The organism is Homoserinimonas sp. OAct 916 (genome assembly GCF_003260275.1).
Lineage (GTDB): Bacteria > Actinomycetota > Actinomycetes > Actinomycetales > Microbacteriaceae > OACT-916.
The window spans coordinates 80051-98673 of record NZ_QJHB01000007.1 but is presented as its reverse complement, the minus strand read 5'-3'; the positions used below and the strand labels follow the sequence as shown (position 1 = coordinate 98673).

Genomic DNA, 18623 nt, shown 5'->3' with positions numbered 1-18623 from the left:
TGGCTAGGAACATTTAAATTACCGAAGGGAAAACATCTTGACCGAAAAGCTACTTTCCACCGTGAAGATCGAACGCAACGGCGATGGGATCGCGTGGGTCTACATCAACCGTCCAGAGAAGCGCAACGCCATGAGCCCGCAGGTTCACCGCGACATGAGCGAAGCCTTCGATGAGCTGGAACTCGACGACGATGTCAAGATCGTGGTCATCGCCGGCGAAGGCGGCGTCTTTTCCGCCGGCCAGGACCTGAAGGAGACCTTCCGCGGCCTCGAGAACGACCCGGCAGAGCGCTTCCGCCAGGAGCAGCGTTACGGCAAATGGCGTTGGGAGCGCCTGTGGAACTTCCCCAAGGTCACCATCGCCATGGTCGACGGCTGGTGTGTCGGTGGGGCTTTCACCCACTTCATCGCCTGCGATTTCGCCATTACCTCCGATGAGGCACAGTACAGCCTTTCCGAGGTCAACTGGGGAATCATCCCCGGCGGAATGGTCAGCAAGGCTGTCGTTGAGGCCATGGGCTACCGTGCCGGTCTCTACTACTGCATGACGGGTGAGCGCTTCGATGGCGCCCGGGCAGTCGAGTTGGGGCTCGCGAACTTCGCCGTTCCGTCTGCTGAGCTGAAAGCCAGGACGCAGGCCTTTGCCGAAGAAATGATGAAGAAGAACCAGAACGTCGTGGTTGCGACCAAGCAGGTGTACCGGGCGATCAAGCGCGGCATGGACTTCGATCAGTCGTTCGACTACATGAGTGCGAAGTTCACGCAGTTGAAGGCCACAGACTCCAACCGCGGGTACGACACCGGGCTGTCCGCGTTCGTCGACGAGAAGTCGTACCGGCCGGCCCACGACCCGTACCCGATGAGCACCGCGGAGTAACTGACGCTGCTCAGTTCACAACAACAGTTCGATTCACTAGATGGATGCACGGGGGCCCGTTCGCCGGCAACGGCACGGGCCCCGGTGCGAAGAGGTAGGAACATGACCCACGGCCCGCTTCATGGGATTCGCGTAGTAGAGGCGGGACGCTTCATCACCGCACCCTACGCATCGATGCTTCTGGCGGATCTGGGCGCCGAGGTCATCAAGATCGAGTCTCCTGATGGTGGCGATCCGTTCCGCAACGCCGGTCCCGGGGTATCCGCTCGATTCCTCGCCTACAATCGCGGAAAGCGCTCGGTCGCGCTGGACGTGCGCACCGACGAAGGCAGGGCCGCACTGCTGCGGATCTTCGCCACAGCGGATGTGTATATCGAGAACTTCCGCCCCGGAGTCATGGCGAGACTGGGGCTCGACTACGCGTCCGTCAAGGATGCCTGCCCGCAGCTGGTCTACTGCTCCATCACGGGCGCCGGCGATTCGGGGCCCTTGGCGACCGTGCCCATGTATGACGCCATCGGGCAGGGGCTCAGCGGCCTGATGAGCCAATTCTCAGCGCCCGAGCAGCCGCAGCCGCTGGGGCCGGCACTGTCAGACTCGATCACAGGCCTGATGGCCGCATATGGGATCCAGGCCGCCCTGCTCGAGCGGACGCGAACCGGACGCGGACAACGCGTAGAGACCTCGATGTTGGCAGCGACCATTAGTTTTCTCGCCGAACCGGCGGCACATTACTTCACGACCGGGGTTCCGCAGGATACGCTGACCCGACCGCGACAGTCCCAGTCCTACGGCTTCCTGGCCTCGGACGACAAGCCGTTGGTGATTCACCTCTCATCCCCCGAGAAATTCTGGTTTCGCCTTCTGGAAGCGACCGATCGCCTTGACCTTCAGGACGACCCTCGGTTCAACAACTATCAGAATCGCGTCGACGGCTATCACGAGATCCATGCCGAGCTGAAGCCAGTTCTGGCGACACGGGATCGCGCTCATTGGCTGACTCGGTTCGCCGAGGTCGATCTGCCGGCTGGGCCCGTACTTGGAACGGGAGAGGTCTTCGACCATCCGCAGGTCAAGGAGCTGCAGGTGGAGGAAACCCTCGACGGCGGTGAAAAGGTGGCGGGGCGAGGCGTGCGGTTGGAGAGCCTCAGCAGCGAAATGGCCAGCCCGCCGGTGTTCGCCGCAGACACCGACCGAGTACTGTCCGAAATCGGCTACTCCCCGGACGACATTGAGCGCCTGAGGGATCAGGGAGTCATCGCCTGACGCCCAGCCGCACAGCGGCTGGAAGCAGCCCCCAGCAATTCAGCAGTGGTCGACCTGTGGTCCACCACACCATGGCCTCGTAAGGAGTCATCAATGAATCATGGAGTGTCCGCCCTACTGAACCTGCCGGATATCGACCTGCCAGCAGCTGCTGTTCAGCTGAGGAGCGAAGTTCGCGAGTTCCTCACCGCCGAGCGCGCAAAAGGGACCTTCATTCCGCATTGCGACGCCTGGCACACAGGCTTCGACCCGGCCTTCAGTGCGGCGCTGGGAGAGCGTGGTTGGTTGGGGATCAGCTGGCCCACGAAGTACGGCGGGCACCAGAGATCCGTCCTGGAGCGCTTCGTCGTGACCGAGGAGCTCTTGGCGGCGGGCGCCCCGGTGGCTGCGCACTGGGTCTCCGACCGTCAGAGCGGACCCGGGTTCTTGCGGTTCGGCACCGAGGAACAGAGGCAACGCTTTCTCCCCGGAATGGCAGCCGGTGAAATCTACTTCGCGCTGGGCATCAGCGAACCAGAGGCCGGCTCCGACCTCTCGAGCCTGGTCACCCGGGCACGGCGTGCTGACGGCGGCTGGATTCTCAACGGAACAAAGACATGGACGAGCCACGCCCATCAGTGCCACTTCATCACCGTCCTCTGCCGCACCAGCCAGAGCCAGGATGACCGGCACGCGGGCTTCAGTCAGCTCATCGTTGACCTGACCTCCCCGGGCGTGATCGTCAGACCGATACGCATCCTCGACAATTCGCACCACTTCAACGAAGTGATGTTTGACAATGTCTTTGTCCCCGACGACCTCCTTCTCGGTGAGGAGGGCGCTGGCTGGAGTCAGATCTCTGCTGAGCTCGCCCTGGAGAGAAGCGGCCCGGAGCGCTTCATGAGCAACTTCCCGCTCCTGGAAGAATTGGTGGCAGCGGTTGCCGCCGCGCCGACTCCTCAGGGGGTTCAGGCGGTCGGTGAGCTCGTCGCAGATTTCATTGCCCTGCGCCGGATGTCACTGACCATCGCCACGGCGATCGAAGCAGGAGAGAACCCCAGCATTCCCGCGGCGCTGGTCAAGGACACGGGGACCCGGTTCGAGCAGCGAGTGCCGGAAGTCACGCGCGCGGTGTTCTCACCCGTGCAGCGGGCGCAGAATCCGTCCCTCGCCGCGCGGTATGAAGAGGCTGTGCTGCTCAACCCCGGCGGAAAGTTTCGAGGCGGGACAAATGAAGTGTTACGCGGGATAGTGGCGAAGGGGTTGGGGCTGTGACGGGCGAGCAGGAACTTCTGGAACAGGCTGTGAATGACGTTCTGGGCGAACACTCGGATGTCGGATCGGTCGAGGCTTCGGAAGGAACGTGGTCTGCCACGCTCTGGGAAGAGTTCTCCTCGTTGGGGCTCACCTCCATCGATGTTGCAGAAGCGCTCGGAGGGGGTGGGGGGACGCTGGCGGATGCCATCTCGGTGGTGCGCCTTGCGGGGTACCACTCTGCGTGCGCACCGATCGCCGAGTCTTCGCTGATCGGAGCCTGGCTGGCGGCGGCGGCCGGCCACATGATCCCGGCTGGCCCGCTTGCCGCCCTCGAGGTTTCTGCGTTGGCGGGGATCGGTGCCGAACGAATGTCGGGAGTCATCCCGATCGTTCCCTGGGCGCGAGCGGCGAGTCACTTCGTGGTCTACGCAGAGCGCCCGGGCGGGCTCGCCATTGGTCTGGTGGACGTCGACGAGACGGCCGAACACCTTGAGATCGAGCACGGCACCAACATGGCGGGCGAGCCGAGGGACACCGTGCGACTGCTCGAGCTGCCGCAGCCGCGTTGGTCGACAGTGACCGGACTGCGCGTGGCGGACGTGCAGGACCGAGCCGCCCTCGCGCGCAGCGCCCTGATGGTGGGCGCCATGGAGCGTGTTCTTGATCTCTCCCTGTCCTATGTGAAGGAGCGGGTCCAGTTCGGCAGACCTCTCGCACGCCTGCAGGTCGTGCGCCACTACCTGGCATCGATGGCCGGCGAAGTGGTCTGTGCGCGGGCTGCGGTCGACGCCGCGGTGACGGCGGTGGCCGGACGCGGAGGGGATGCGTCGCTGGCACAGCCCGCGGCGAAGATTCGCGCCGGCTCGAGCGCCGGTGTCGTCACCACCCTGGGTCACCAGGTTCACGGAGCCATCGGCTTCACGAAGGAGTACTCGCTCAACCTGAGCACGAGGCGCCTGTGGGCGTGGCGCGACGAAGACGGAACAGAGGCGGAGCTCGCAGTGCGACTCGGCAGCAGGGTCATCGAAACCGGGCCGAACGCACTCTGGTCGCGAGTGATCCTGGGCGAGCACTGAGTCTGATCAGGAAGGGTTGAATGCGGCGGGCTGTCCCTGGCGCTGCAGTCAACTACAGCCCAGTCCACGCGTCCCGACCGTCGCGGTGTCCGCCCCTGTGGGACGGGCGTCCCGGAGGCCGATACCCGTCCAGATTCCGTGGTCGGGTATTCGTTGTGCAATGCCGGAAGTCAATACTCGTCCAGCCAGCACGACCGTTGCTAGACGGTCAAACTCATTTCCGGAACCTCCTGGGCGATCAAGGCCGCCGCCTTGCCCGCGATGCGACCGCATACGGTGCCTCGGGTCAGCCCAGCCGCGGCTGGATAATCATGGTAGAACAGTCCGCCCACGATTTCGCCCACGGCAAAGAGGTTCGGCATGGGCCGGCCGCCCAATTGCAGAACATTCATCCGGGTGTCGGTCACGAGACCCCCATAGGTGAAGGTGATCCCGCCGGTGACCTTGTAGGCCACGAACGGTCCGGCCTGCAACGGCCACGCCCAGTTCGACTTGGCCGGGTAGAGACCGGTGGTCGCCTGGCCAGCACCATTCAGCCGGTCCGTCCCGTTCGCACACGCTGCGTTGAACTCCGAGACAGTCTTCTCGAGTGCCGCCTCGGGGATGCCCAGCTTGCGCGCGAGAGAGCCGATGTCGTCGGCTTCGATCGGGGTGCCGTGCGAGTCGTAGTGGTGGTGCAGGTTGCGACGCTGTTCGGCGTCGAAGATCTGATAGGCGAAGCTGCCCGGTTGTCCGCAGATAGCGGCCCCGACCTTGGTGTAGGTCATGAGGAAGCTGTCTTCACCCTCATCGATGAAACGGTGGCCCGCCGAATTGACCAGTATGCCGTTGTGGTAGGCGTACCGTTCACTGCTGCGAGATTTCTCAAGATCACCGATGAGGGGGATGTCGGCATCGGTGGGGACCGCATGACTGCCCCCCCAGTGTCCGCCGGCGAGGGCGCCCGCGTCCAACGCCTTGACCAGACCGGCTCCCGTGTTGAACGGCGTACCGCGAACGGCCACGAGATCCCAGCCTTCGCCGAGATACTTGCGTCGCATCTCCGGGTTTGATTCGAAGCCGCCGCACGCCAGAATCACGACACCGGAGACCTCGGTGAGGATGCCGTCGAGCAGCACTGTGACACCTCTGACCGCGCCCTCGTCGATCAGGAAGTCCTGGAACACTGCGTTGTACCAGACTTCGATGCCCAGCCGCTCGACGGCCGCGAACTCTGCGGCCATGAGCCCTTCACCGCTGCCTTTGCTGGCGACACAGGCGCCCGGCTCCATGACGAGGGGATCCGTGACCGTGGCACTGCTGAAATTGCTGAAGCCGAGGTTCAGCTCCCACTCCACGCCATACCCCTTCAGCCATTCCATGGCGTCGTACGAGTGGTCGACCAGGGAGCCGAGCTCCTCGCGGTTGGACCGATACTGGCTGGTGCTCAGAACGTCGTGCTCGAATTCGTCCGCTGAATATGGGCTGATCGCGACCCGTTCGGAATCAACCAGTGACTCGGGAGTGAGCAGCCGGCCCACGTCATCCGGCGCATCCGGGTAAAGCCCTCCGTGTGCGAAGCGAAAAGAACCGTTGGAGAATCGACTGTTGCCGCCTCGCAACTCGATTGGGGCAGCCTCAAGAATGAGGACTTCGGCGCCGTTCTCATGAGCGCTCAATGCCGCCGACAGTGCCGCATTTCCCGCGCCCACAATTACTACCCGGTTGGGGCCTTGTGTATTCATCTTTTCAGTAGCTCCGCAATTCGCTTGTGATGGTTGCCGGTGTTGGTGTGTCGGCTGGAAATTATCCGGACGTCGGGAAAACGCCTACGAGGCGTCACCTGCGCTGCGCGCGCCGTCGATGGGTAGGGCGATCCCTGAGATTGAACTCGCTGCATCGGAGGCCAGGAAGGCGAATGCCTCTGCAACGTCCGAGGTCTGGATCAGGCGTTCCATCGGAACGCCGTGGCCGGGGCTCGAGTGGAGCCGGTCGCGGAACGACGCGAGGTCGTCGCCGTCAGGAAAGACTGTGGCCATGAAGTCCGTGTCAATGGTTCCTGGGCAGACGCAATTGACTCGAATCGTGGGCGCGAGCTCGAGCGAGAGCGCCCGAGTGAACGTCACGACCGCACCCTTGGAGGCGGCATAGATTGCTGAGTGCTTCCTCGGGACCAAGGCAGCGACAGACGCCGAATTCAGAATGACGCCCCCGCCTCGCCGCCGCAGGGCCGGGACTGCGTAGCGAGTGCACAGGTAGATTCCCTTGATATTGATGTCAAAGACCCGATCGAAATTGGCCTCGAGGGTCTCTTCGATCTTTGCCTTGGGGTTCGAGATCCCGGCATTGTTCACCAGCACGTCAAGGCCGCCGAACTCCTCCTCAGCGGCGCGAACCATGGCCTCGACAGATGCGGCATCCGTGACGTCAACGGCGACGGGCAGGGCATTCTTGCCGATCTCGTGCGCAAGCCTTTGAGCGCCGGCTTCGTCGCGGTCGGCCAGGACGACCTTGCCGCCTCGTTCGGCGAATAGCTTCGCCGTCGTGGCGCCGATGCCGCCGGCGGCGCCGGTGATGAGGATTACCTTGCCCTGAAAGTTCTGCACGAGTGTTTCCTTTGCTCTGGTCCTGCTCAGCCCCGCGGTTCTGCGAGAGCGGAATGTTGACTGGTTTCCCTGAGCTGAACCTAGCCGGGCTGGGGGAAAGCCCGATCTGCCATCTCCACGGCGTACATGGCGATGCCCAGATTGGGAGCTTCGGCTGGAGACAGTGTCGCTGACCGGCTCAAGAAGTTCTTCACCATGTGGATGGAGGCGTGGTCATAGCCGGAGATCTGCTGTGCCAGGGATTGGACCGTCTGTTCGACTGTGTCCGCGGAAACACTTCGAGCGGCCAGACCGTGCACGACAGCTTCCGGCCCGTTGAGCACACGACCCGTAAAAATGAGGTCACCAAGGATGTTCCGAGGCAACACATACTTGTAATGGCTCAGCACTATGGTTGGCGGGATCCCATGGGGAATTTCCGGGAACGACAGTGAAGCGTCGTCGGCTGTGACGACGATGTCGCACCGGGCCGCGAGCGAGAGCCCTGCCCCCTCGGCGCGCCCTCGGATGCCGGCGATCGTCACCGCTGAACAGTCGGTGAGCGCCTGATTGAGAGACTGGATCAGCTCGAATTCAGCAGTGACGGCCTTCGGGTTCTGCGGGGTGCCAGGCACTCGCTCTCTTCCCAGCGAGAAGTCGTCACCGGCTGCGGTGAGAGTGACTACCGCAGCCGGTTCGTCCGCGCCCTGTGCATCCTGGAGGGATTGCTTGAGCTCGAGCAACATCTCCCGGTTGAGCCGATTGCCCTGCTCCGGACGGTTCAGCGTGATGTGCACGATGGCACCCTCACGAACTACGGTGAGGCTCATACCAGGGCCCTTTCGTGGATCACGGGCGTGTTCAGGATTCGGTCGCTCACGGCGATTCGCTGTGAGCCGTAGAGTGCAGTGTCGCGAAGAACGCGCTCGTACGCCTGCGGGCTGCGGGCCGACTGCTCGTCGTCGAGCATTTGGCGTGCGAAGGTGAGCACGAATGCGGCGCGGGCGTACCGGCGTTCCGCATACCTGTTGAGCTTCTCCTCGACAGTGCCCTCCCCGCGGAGTTCTTGGGCGAGCACCACGGCATCCTCGACCGCCAGTCCGGCGCCCTGGGTCAGGTGCGGGGGAACGACGTGAGCGGCGTCGCCGCCGAGCACGATTCTCCCGGAGTGCCACGGGCCAGGGATCAGCAGTACTTCAAGCGGGCTGAAGACAACGTTTGACTGAGCGGTGAGCCCATCGCGTGCCTCAGCGACATAGCTTCCGTAGCCCTCGAGCCTCTGCCTGAGATTGTCGACCAAGGTGTCGTGTTCGATCCAGACATCGGGATCTTCTGGCCTGATGTGGAAGAGGTACAACAGATCGTCGTCCAGGGGCATCGCGCCAGTTTTGCTGCCGATGCCCTGCAAGAATTCCATCGACTTCACATAATCGGGCCGCGGGTGCTGGACGCGCCATGCGCCGTAGCCGGTCGGCCTCGGGACGAACGCCTCTCCAAAGATGTGGGACCGGGTGGAGGATCGGATGCCGTCGAAACCGACGACGACATCGAACGTGTCGGAACCGCCATCGGAGAACACCACGTGTACTCCGTCAGGCGAGTCATTCATTTCCGTTGCCGTGGTGTTGAGCCGAATCTCTGCTCCTGCACTGACGGCCGCGTCCCGGAGGATCTGGTGCAGACGAACTCGGGTCAGAGCGCAGACCGCGGGGGTCGAATCGTCCCCGAGGAGAAACTTGTGTTGAACGACAAGATTTCTGTCCTTGTCAAAGTAGTCCATGGTGTTGTAGATGAAACCGCCGTCGAGCACTTCGTCAAGGACATCCAGGTTCCGGTACACGCGCAACGCGTTCGCGGGCTGGCCGAGGCCCACCCCGGGCAGGTCGAACGTCGCCTGCTTCTCGATGAGCAGAACGTCAGCTCCGCGTTGCGCCAGGGCAGTCGCGGCCGCAAGGCCGCCTACACCTCCCCCAATGACCAAGACGCGTCGTACGTCGTTCATGCGGATACTCCTCATTTTTTCGAAAGACTTGAAACTCACACTAAAGTGGTTCCTGACCAACCGGAAAGCAAAGTCTTCTATGCCCGGAATAGTCGTCGACTATGGCAGGGGCGGGCGTAGCCGGAACGCACTCATAGCTCGAAGCTATGAACCGCATAGGGTTTTTTGCTTTTCCCATTTCCCGCGATTCTCCTAGGCTTGAGGGCGCCCCGGCGATGACCCTGAGGACAGAGTTTGATCGTCGGAGCACCGCGCTCGCCCACCACTATGAGGAGTGACTTGAGTATTTATCCAGGTGTGGTTGAGGCTTTCGTGAGCGTCGACGGGGTGAACGTTCCTGTCTACGACTCGGGCCACGACGCACAGGCCCGGAGGCCGCTTGTGTTGGTGCACGGCAGTGGGGGGACGGCGGAGAAACACTTTGGTCTACTCTTCCCCATGCTCGCTGCTCGCAGGCGGGTGATCGCTTTCGACTATGGCGAGGAGGGTCGCGAAGACCCGCTCACCCTCGATCACTTGGTGAACAAGTTGGCCGGCGTCACGGAGTACAGCTCGCCGGGCGGCCAGGTCGACGTGGTCGGCTACTCCCTCGGTGCCGTGATCGCGACTGCCTATGCCGCGCGCAACCGTGATCGAGTTGCAAGTCTGGTCGCCATCGCCGGATGGATCGCGACCGACCCACAACAGAGGCTTCGCAACGAGCTGTACCGGACTCTGCAGGAGTCGGGTTCAGAGGCTTTGGGCTCCTTCCAGGTTCTCATGGCATTCGGGACTGCATACCTTGCGGGGAAGCCGTGGGCAGAGGTCCAAGCGATGGCCGACGCATCCCGGCCGGGCCCAGACCGTGCCCGACAGATGCTCCTGAACAGCAGCATCGACCTCACCGGCGAGGCAGAAAAGGTGGAGGCGCCGACCTTGGTTGTCGGCTGCACTGACGATCAGATTGCACCGATTCGGCAAAGTCGTTTGCTGTTCGGGGCGATCCACGATGCCCGCTTCGCTGAGGTGAAGGCAGGTCATGCCGTCATGTCGGAGCGGCCCGCAGAGATTTTTCAACTGATCGATTCATTCACGCAGGCGCCGGACGAGACTGCCCCCGGGACGAGACTGCCGCACCTGATAATTTGACAACCTGATACTCGGAGAAACATGAGCGACGAATTTCAAGCCACCGACGATGGTGCCATCGGATCGACGACGGATGTCGCAATCATCATCGTCGGCACTGGTTTTTCGGGCCTGGGTCTGGGCACGAAACTTGCCCGAGCGGGCGAGCGATCGTTCCTGCTGCTGGAGCGTGCTGACGATGTCGGCGGGACTTGGCGAGACAACGACTATCCGGGTGCAGCGTGTGATGTTTCCTCACACCTGTATTCATTGTCTTTTCGGCCCAACCCCGACTGGACGCACGTCTATTCGCCGCAGGCAGAGATTCACGAATACCTGCGTGAAACGGCTCGCGAAGAGGGCCTGTTGCCCCACATCCGATTCGGCTGCGAGGTTGTCGGCGCCGAGTGGGACGAGGTCGCGAATCTGTGGCGAGTCAGTACCTCGCGGGGCTCGTTCACGAGTCGGGTTCTGGTGACCGCAGCAGGTCATCTCTCGGACCCGAAATATCCCAACATTCCCGGCCTTGATTCTTTCGAAGGCCATCTTTTCCACTCGGCGGGTTGGAATCACGACGTAGCGCTCGAGAACCAACGCATCGGTGTCATCGGCACCGGGGCTTCCTCGATTCAGATCATCCCCGAGGTCGCGGAGGTGGCGTCTCACCTGACCGTTTTCCAGCGCAGCGCACCATACGTTCGGCCGCGCCCGAACCGCCAGTACACTGCGGCTGAGAAGAGAATGTTCCGCAGGGTCCCCGAATCGCTTCAGGAGCTCAGGGCCGAGATGTTCTGGAACAACGAGGCGCGACTGGTCGAGAGACAAGCCCTGCCAGCCCTGCTCGAAGCCGCCGCTGCGGTTGCTCACAAACACCGCGAGGCGCAGGTGATCGACCCGGAAATACGGGAGAAGCTGAAGCCGAATTTTGTGTACGGCTGCAAGCGCGGCCTCCGGTCGGACGATTATTATCCGACCTTCAACCGCGAAAACGTCACCCTGGAGTGCGCGGGAATCGACCGGGTGGAAGGCAAACAGGTCATCATGACCAGCGGTGACGTGCATGAACTGGATGTCATCATCGCCTCCACCGGATTCGAAACCACCGATCTCCCCATCTCCTACATCATCAGGGGCAGGCAGGGGCGAAGTCTGGCCGATGCCTGGAGCGGCGGTATGCAGGCCTACGCGACACTGGCGGTCAGCGGGTTCCCAAACCTGTTCATCATGGGCGGGCCCAACACCGGCCTGGGCCACAACTCGGCCATCTATGTCATTGAATCCCAGATCGACCACATCCTGGGGGCTCTCCAGTTCATGGCCCAGCGTCCTGACGCGGTGCTGGAGGTTTCTGCCGAGGCGGAGAACTCCTACGTCGAGGGCGTCGAGAGCCGCGGCGAGGGAACGGTCTGGTTGTCCGAGGGCTGCCAGACCTGGTACGTCGACCCACGCAATGGGAGGCTGACCTCGCTCTGGCCGGACTTCGCACACTCGTTCCGTCGGGAGAACGCAGCGTTCGTGCCTGACCCGTACCTTGCTGAGAGCACGACAGGGTAACGGCTCGGCCTGAGCGCGAACAGGTCCCGGATCGGCGCAGGCTTCGCTGTCTGCCCGGCAGTTTCTGATCAACCATCAACCAGACACGTCTCCGTTCAGGCGACGGGAGAGAGAATGAATCCAGTGAAAGTACATGCGGCTTTGGCCCACGCTTTGAAGGACCTCGGAGTCGATACAGTGTTCGGGCTCATGGGAGACGGCAACCTGTGGCTCGTGGACAGCTTCGTCGAGGAACAGGGCGGCACCTACGTCTCGGCCGCGCATGAGGCGAACGCTGTACTCATGGCCAACGGCTATGCACGTATTTCTGGCAGGGTTGGTGTCGCGACGGTGACGCATGGTCCCGCCCTGACCAATTGCGTGACCTCTCTCACCGACGCCGTTCGGGGACGCACCCCGATGGTTCTGATCGCCGGGGACACCCCCGCCGAGGCGCGCGACCACAGCCAGAACATCGCCCAGCGCGACGTGGTCATGCCCACCGGTGCTGGTTTCGAGCAGATGCGTTCGCCGCGAACCGCGGTCGAAGACCTGGTTCAAGCGTTTCGACGGGCCCTGGCCGAGCGTCGACCGATCGTTCTCAACGTGCCCCGGGAGTTCAACCTTGAGGAGATCGACTACACGGGCGTCGAACTGCGATTCGAGAACCCCCAAGTCGGAACTCCCGACCCCGAGGCGCTCGACGTCGCGCTCGGCATCATCGCCAGCGCGAAGCGTCCGCTCATTCTTGCCGGCAAGGGAGCGGCAGGCGCGGGCGACGCCCTGACGAGATTGGCGGATCAGATCGGCGCTCCGGTGGCGACAACGCTTCAGGGGCAGTCGCTGTTCCAGGGGCACCCCTATGATCTGGGAATCTGTGGCACGCTCGCCAGCGATGCGACGACCGAGATCATCCTCAAGAGTGACTGCATCATTGCGTTCGGTGCGGCCCTCAACAAATTCACCACGGCTGAAGGTTCCTTCCTCGAAGGGAAGACCCTGGTCCACTGCGACACGAACCTTGCCGCGATCGGCCACAACGCGCCCGTCGATGCGGGCATCGTCGGAGACGCGCGGATGGTTGCGGAGACCATGCTGGAATGGCTCCAGGAGAGCGAGATTCCGCCGTCCGGCTTCCGCACCCCCGAAATGCAGGCCCAGATCGCTGCGTCAGAGGCCAACGAGGCGGCCAATGCGACTTCCAAGGAGGGCACTGTTCCAGTTCGGACCGCGCTGCAGCGAATCAATGCGCTGCTGCCGTCGGAGCGTTCGTTCGCCACTGACCTCGGGCGCTTTGTGATTGAAGCGTGGCGAAACATTCGTGTGCCACGTCCCCACGCGTACGTCCACACCAACAACTTCGGAGCCATCGGGATGGGGATGGGCAACGCCGTCGGGATGGCTTTCGGAGCCGAGGACGCCCCGGTCGTGCTGGTCACCGGTGACGGGGGCTTCATGCTGGGGGGCATTGCCGAATTCAACACGGCCGTGCGTTTCAATCGTGACCTTATCGTCGTTGTCGTCAATGACAGCGCCTACGGTGCCGAACACATCCAGTTCAAGAATCGCGACCTCGACCCGACGCTCACCGAGTTCACCTGGCCGGACTTCGCAGTGCTTGCAGATGCACTGGGCGGCCAGGGTGTCAGCATCCGATCCCTCGACGACTTGGACGGTCTCGCCGAAATCGTCGAACGTCGGAGCGGTCCGTTGCTGATTGATGTCCACGTCGATCCTCACGGTTTGTCGAACAGCATGGGTGCCGGTGCCCCCAAGTAAGGTCGCCACGGATGGCGCCGAGACTGAACGAAGTCACCGCAAGCACACGAAGGAAGGGATGAGCCCGTGAAAATCGTTGCTCTCATCAAGCAGGTGCCAGACACCTACGGGGAACGGAAGCTCTCCGCGACAGGTGTGATCGTCAGAGGCGCCAAGGAATCCGTGATCGATGAGATCAGCGAACGCGCCCTCGAAATTGCGCTGTCTCACAAAGACAAAGACAAGAGCACGCAGGTTGTGGCGCTTTCGATGGGGCCGGAATCCGTGACGGAGGCTCTTCGGAAGGCGCTGTCGTTGGGGGCGGACTCGGCGGTTCACGTGTGCGACGACCAATTGGTCGGGGCAGACCTGGTGACGACCGCGCGAGTGCTTGCCGCTGCTCTGAAGAAGGAAGGGTTCGATCTGATCGTCACGGGGAACCAATCCAGTGACGGTCAGGGCGGAACGCTCCCCGCAATGCTTGCCGAGCATCTGTCCCTTCCCGCCGCGACCGCCCTCGATTCTCTCGAGATAAACGGCACCACTCTGCGGGCGCAACGGTCGACTGACTATGCCTCCGCAACGGTCCACACCACCCTGCCAGCGGTCGTCTCCGTGACAGAGCGGGCGCCGGAGGCGCGGTTTCCCAACTTCAGGGGAATCATGTCTGCCAAGAGAAAACCACTTTCCGCGCTGTCGCTGGATGACCTCGATATTGACCTTGGGTCTGACCGGAGCGGTGGCAGGTCTGTGGTCCTGACCTCCACCCAACGGCCTGCGCGAACCGCCGGCATCAAGATAACCGATGAGGGTCAAGCGGCGGCCCAGCTTGCCGAATTCCTGTCCGCTGGTCGTCTGATCTAAGGAAGGGCTTCGATGTCAAATATTTTGGTATTCATTGAGACCTCGCCCTCCGGAGAGCTCCGAAACACAGTCGCGCCTCTCCTTGGCGTCGCAGCCACGCTCGGTCACCCGATCTGTGTGGTCTCCGCATCGCCAGAGAGACGTGAATCGATAGCACAGCAACTGTCTCAGTCGGGCGCCGGCCACGTCGTGTTCGCGTCAACCGACCAGACGACCGCATCGCTGGTGGAGCCGCACGTGCAAGCACTCACGACCGCTGTTCAGAATTTTGCACCAGCGGCCGTGCTCATCGCAAACTCGGTGGACGGGCGCGACGTGGCTGGACGGTTGGCCGTGCGGGTGGGCATGAACCTGATCATCGACGCCGTCGAACTGCGCCTGCAGGACGGCGCCGTCGTGGCCGCACACTCCATTTTTGGCGGTGCCTACCTCGTTGAGTCGACTGTTCACGACGGCATTCCGATCGTGACGGTGCGTCAAGGCGTCGGAGAGCCGCTCGAGGCGACCGAGGGTGCGACCGTCGACGTGGTGGAGGTCACGGCAGCGAACTATGTCGATGTCGTCATCGGCGAGGTGGCTGAAAAGACGGTTGAACAGGATCGACCGGAACTTCGCAGCGCCTCCACCGTGGTCTCTGGCGGCCGGGGGCTGGGGTCGAAGGAGAACTTCGCTTTGGTGGAGACCCTGGCGGATCTGCTCGATGGCGCTGTCGGGGCATCGCGGGCGGCCGTCGACGCGGGTTACGCGCCGCAGAACACGCAGGTCGGACAAACCGGAGTCACAGTCGCGCCCGACTTGTACATCGCCGTGGGGATCTCCGGGGCGATCCAGCATCGCGCGGGGATGCAGGCGGCCAAGACCATCGTCGCGATCAACTCCGATGAGCACGCGCCGATCTTTGACATCGCCGACTTCGGCGTGGTGGGGGACGCGTTCGAGATAGTCCCGCAGCTGGTTGCTGAAATCGGAGCACGTTCCACCCGCGTCCCGTGATCGCCGTGCGCGCCGCCCACCCCGGAGGCTCCTCGTCATGCTGATCGTTGTGCCGCCCGGAAAACGCCGGGATCTGAAGGCTCGAATATAAGGAGAAATAATGTCTGACGTGAAAACAGTCACCGATGAGAGTTTGGAGAACGGCGTTCTCACGTCGAAGACGACTATCGCCGAAACCGCCAGCCCTGCAGAGCAACCTGAATTGAACGTGAGCGGCCCTGACCTCACCACGACTGGTCGATGGAGCGGACATTTCTCCACGCGTGTCGCGGGATTGAGAAAGTCAGAGTTGCGTGCGGCGTTCGCCAAGGTCTCACGGAGTGAAGCGGTGTCATTGGCGGGCGGAATGCCCTTCGAATCGTCACTGCCCCCGGATCTCGTGATGCACGCCGTGTCGAATGTGCTGCGCGATCACGGCGGCGTGGCCCTACAATACGGTCCGGGCCAGGGAGTTCCGCTGCTGCGTGAGCAGATTCTCGAGGTAATGGCGCTGGAAGGCATCGAGGCCACCGCCGACGACATTGTGGTGACGACCGGCTCGCAACATGCCCTTGATCTGGTTGCCGGGATATTGATCGACCCGGGCGATGTCGTCCTGGTCGAGGCCCCGAGCTACATGGGTTCTATCGGAGTCTTCCGCTCTCACCGCGCGGATATTGTGCACGTCAGCATCGATGATGAGGGCATGAACCCCGACGATCTGCGCAAGACGATCGCTGAGGTCACTGCCTCCGGTCGTCGAATCAAATTCGTGTACACCATTCCGAACTTCCAGAACCCGACTGGTGTGACGCTGTCCGGTTCACGTCGATCCGAGATTTTGGAGATCTGCCAGGCCAACGGCGTTCTGATCCTCGAAGACAACCCGTATGGGTTGTTGTACTTCGATGAGCCGGCTCCGGATGCGCTGTATTCGCTGGATTCTGACGGCGTGATTTATCTGGGCACCTTCTCCAAGACGCTGACCCCTGGATTTCGAGTGGGGTGGGCTCTTGCACCCAAGGAGATCAGAGAGAAGCTGGTGCTCGCGAACGAGTCCTCTGTGCTCTGCCCCAGCTCGTTCAGTCAGATGATCATCTCGGAATACTTGGCGAACGCCAATTGGAAAGGTCAGATTCACGCATCCCGCGAGGTCTACCGGGAGCGCAAGATTGCGATGATCGGAGCCCTGAACGACTATGTGCCCGAGTTGACCTGGACGAACCCCGAAGGTGGATTCTTCGTATGGCTCACTCTGCCCGAGGGGATGGACGCAAAGGCCTTGTTGCCACGGGCGGTGACTGAGCTTGTCACTTATATTCCCGGCTCCGCGTTCTACGCCGACGGCGGCGGACAAGCGCATATTCGATTGTCCTTCTCCTTCTCCACCCCGGACGAGATCCGCGAGGGTGTGCGCCGACTCGCGAGGGTGCTGACACCATAGCCATCCGGCAATGCCACCAGCGCGGTCTCTTCGGTCGTGAGCGCACACCGCGGGGGTGCACCAGGGCCTGGACAGTCTGCGCAACGTGTTCGTCGATGATGCCCGGTGGATCGCTGAACTCAGCCTGGATCCGCGTGTCAGAAAATGGACGGTGGCGATCTCGCTGGGTGCTCGTGGTTCCACGCCGGCCGAGCCAGCGTGGAACCACGAGCGGATGGGCGCTCAGGCGGCCAGTTGCGCCACCGGTCCTTCCACCAGGAAGCGCGAATAGGCGCACAGCGTGAGGAAGGTGGGGAATTCCTCCTGCAGTGCGACGGTGCGGAACACCTCCGCTGCATCATCGAACCGATCGTCGGCCGTGCGCGGAACCGACTGCAGCAGTTCGGCCAGCATCTGCTCGACGCGCGCTGTGGTGATCTGCTCACCGTCGGTGGTGCGCACATTCTGGTGGATCCACTGCCAGATCTGGGACCGGCTGATCTCGGCGGTCGCAGCATCCTCCATGAGGTTGTCGATGGCGGCGGCCCCCACCCCGCGCAGCCACGACTCAATGTAGTGCACCGCGATGCTCACGTTGTCGCGCACCCCGGCGTCTGACACCGTTCCCTGCGCTGATGGGATGTCGAGGAGGTCGTCGGCGGTCACGTGCACGTCTTCACGCAGCCGATCGAGCTGGTTGAGCCGATCGCCGAGAACCGCGTCGAATTGGGTGCGGGCGGTATCGATCAGGTCTGGGTGGGCCACCCAGGTGCCGTCAAAGCCGTCGGCGGCCTCTCGACGCTTGTCGGCCGCCACCTTCTCCAACGCCTGCGCGGTCACCTCGGGGTCGCGCCGATTCGGGATGAATGCACTCATGCCGCCGATCGCGTACGCGCCGCGCTGGTGGCAGGTGGAGACCAACAGCTCGGTGTATGCGCGCATGAACGGCACCGTCATCGTGATCTGATCGCGGTCGGGCATCACGAACCGGGCGCCGCGGCCGCGGAAGTTCTTGATGATCGAAAAGATGTAGTCCCAGCGCCCCGCGTTCAGTCCGGCGCAGTGATCCCGCAACTCGTACAGGATCTCGGTCATCTCGAACGCGGCCGGGATCGTCTCGATCAAGACGGTTGCCCGGATCGTGCCGTGCGGCAGGCCGAGGCGTTCTTCAGAGTAGCTGAACACCTGATCCCACAGTCGGGCCTCCAGATGGTTCTCCAGCTTCGGCAGGTAGAAGTACGGCCCGCGTCCGGCCGCGATCAGTGCGGCGGCGTTGTGGAAGAAATACAGGCCGAAGTCGACCAGCGAGCCGGAGGTGGGCATCGCGCGCCCCGCCCGATCCACGTGCTGCAGGTGCTTCTCCACCAGGTGCCATCCGCGCGGTCGCATCACGATGGTCGGGGTGTCGCCGGTCACCCGGTAGAGCTTGCCCTCATCGCTGGTGAAGTCGACCTGGCCGCGAATCGCGTCGAACAGTGACAGCTGGCCCCCGATCACGTTCGCCCAGGTCGGGCTGGTGGCATCCTCCTGGTCGGCCAGCCAGACATTCGCGCCGGAGTTCAGTGCGTTGACGGTCATCTTGGGGTCGGTTGGTCCGGTGATCTCGACCCGGCGGTCTTCCAGGCCGGGGCCTGCTCCGGCAACGCGCCAACTCGTGTCCTCACGGATCGCCCGCGTCTCGGGTAAGAAGCCGAGGTTGCGCCCGTTGCCGAGTCGGTAGCGCACCTCCATGCGGGCCGCCAGGCGTTCGTGGCGCTGCCCCGCGAAGTTGTCGTGCAGGTCGGCGATGAACCGCAGGGCATCGGAACTCAAGATCTCGTCGTAGCGCTCCGACATCGGTCCGTGGACCTGGATGGTGGTGGGGGTCTGAGTGATGGTCATGGTCGTGTCTTTCGTGGATGGATCGTGGATGGATCGTGAATGTGGCGATGCCGGTGGCGGGGCG

Annotated in this window: 15 protein-coding genes; 10 read left to right on the top strand and 5 right to left on the bottom strand. The window is 62.8% G+C overall.

The annotated features are described in order from the left end of the window. Positions 1-37: 37 nt before the first annotated feature. The 4 genes from DL891_RS09590 (at position 38) to DL891_RS09575 (ending at position 4455) form a co-directional block, all read left to right on the top strand. Complete coding sequence (locus DL891_RS09590; RefSeq protein WP_157962463.1) at positions 38-877, top strand: p-hydroxycinnamoyl CoA hydratase/lyase; 840 nt, start codon at positions 38-40, stop codon at positions 875-877. Positions 878-979: 102 nt separating this feature from the next. After that, positions 980-2143 (top strand): CaiB/BaiF CoA-transferase family protein, encoded by a 1164-nt coding sequence (locus DL891_RS09585; RefSeq protein ID WP_111720215.1) that lies wholly within the window; start codon positions 980-982, stop codon positions 2141-2143. 93 nt (positions 2144-2236) lie between these two features. Beyond that, entirely contained in the window at positions 2237-3397 is a 1161-nt protein-coding gene (locus DL891_RS09580; protein WP_111720214.1) for an acyl-CoA dehydrogenase family protein, read from the top strand. After that, a complete protein-coding gene (locus DL891_RS09575) occupies positions 3394-4455 on the top strand; it encodes an acyl-CoA dehydrogenase family protein (RefSeq protein ID WP_111720213.1) in 1062 nt (353 codons plus the stop codon). Before DL891_RS09580 ends, DL891_RS09575 begins: the two co-directional genes overlap by 4 nt. A 200-nt stretch (positions 4456-4655) precedes the next feature. Here the strand turns inward: DL891_RS09575 and tcuA are convergent, their stop codons facing one another. The 4 genes from tcuA to DL891_RS09555 all read right to left on the bottom strand — a co-directional run bounded on the left by tcuA (position 4656) and on the right by DL891_RS09555 (position 9021). Then, positions 4656-6179 (bottom strand): FAD-dependent tricarballylate dehydrogenase TcuA, encoded by a 1524-nt coding sequence (gene tcuA / locus DL891_RS09570; protein ID WP_111720212.1) that lies wholly within the window; start codon positions 6177-6179, stop codon positions 4656-4658. An 84-nt stretch (positions 6180-6263) separates the two neighbouring features. Next, complete coding sequence (locus tag DL891_RS09565; RefSeq protein ID WP_157962462.1) at positions 6264-7040, bottom strand: SDR family NAD(P)-dependent oxidoreductase; 777 nt, start codon at positions 7038-7040, stop codon at positions 6264-6266. 80 nt (positions 7041-7120) lie between these two features. Then, complete coding sequence (locus DL891_RS09560; RefSeq protein WP_111720210.1) at positions 7121-7849, bottom strand: enoyl-CoA hydratase/isomerase family protein; 729 nt, start codon at positions 7847-7849, stop codon at positions 7121-7123. Further along, on the bottom strand, positions 7846-9021 hold the full coding sequence (locus DL891_RS09555) for an FAD-dependent oxidoreductase (RefSeq protein WP_198668837.1): 1176 nt from the start codon (positions 9019-9021) through the stop codon (positions 7846-7848). Before DL891_RS09555 ends, DL891_RS09560 begins: the two co-directional genes overlap by 4 nt. A gap of 279 nt (positions 9022-9300) precedes the next feature. On the opposite strand from DL891_RS09555, the gene DL891_RS09550 reads away from it, so the two are divergent. The 6 genes from DL891_RS09550 to DL891_RS09525 all read left to right on the top strand — a co-directional run bounded on the left by DL891_RS09550 (position 9301) and on the right by DL891_RS09525 (position 16699). Continuing rightward, complete coding sequence (locus DL891_RS09550) at positions 9301-10149, top strand: alpha/beta fold hydrolase (RefSeq protein WP_157962461.1); 849 nt, start codon at positions 9301-9303, stop codon at positions 10147-10149. Between the two features lie 21 nt (positions 10150-10170). Then, entirely contained in the window at positions 10171-11682 is a 1512-nt protein-coding gene (locus tag DL891_RS09545; protein WP_111720207.1) for an NAD(P)/FAD-dependent oxidoreductase, read from the top strand. Between the two features lie 123 nt (positions 11683-11805). After that, complete coding sequence (locus tag DL891_RS09540) at positions 11806-13440, top strand: thiamine pyrophosphate-binding protein (RefSeq protein WP_198668836.1); 1635 nt, start codon at positions 11806-11808, stop codon at positions 13438-13440. A 66-nt stretch (positions 13441-13506) separates the two neighbouring features. Further along, the gene (locus DL891_RS09535; protein ID WP_111720205.1) at positions 13507-14283 is read left to right on the top strand and encodes an electron transfer flavoprotein subunit beta/FixA family protein; all 777 of its coding nucleotides are present in this window, start codon (positions 13507-13509) and stop codon (positions 14281-14283) included. A 12-nt stretch (positions 14284-14295) separates the two neighbouring features. Further along, a complete protein-coding gene (locus DL891_RS09530) occupies positions 14296-15276 on the top strand; it encodes an electron transfer flavoprotein subunit alpha/FixB family protein (RefSeq protein WP_111720204.1) in 981 nt (326 codons plus the stop codon). Between the two features lie 100 nt (positions 15277-15376). Then, entirely contained in the window at positions 15377-16699 is a 1323-nt protein-coding gene (locus DL891_RS09525; RefSeq protein WP_111720203.1) for a PLP-dependent aminotransferase family protein, read from the top strand. Positions 16700-16921: 222 nt separating this feature from the next. On the opposite strand, the gene aceB is transcribed toward DL891_RS09525, so the two are convergent. Beyond that, complete coding sequence (gene aceB / locus DL891_RS09520) at positions 16922-18559, bottom strand: malate synthase A (protein ID WP_111720202.1); 1638 nt, start codon at positions 18557-18559, stop codon at positions 16922-16924. Between the last annotated feature and the right edge of the window lie 64 nt (positions 18560-18623).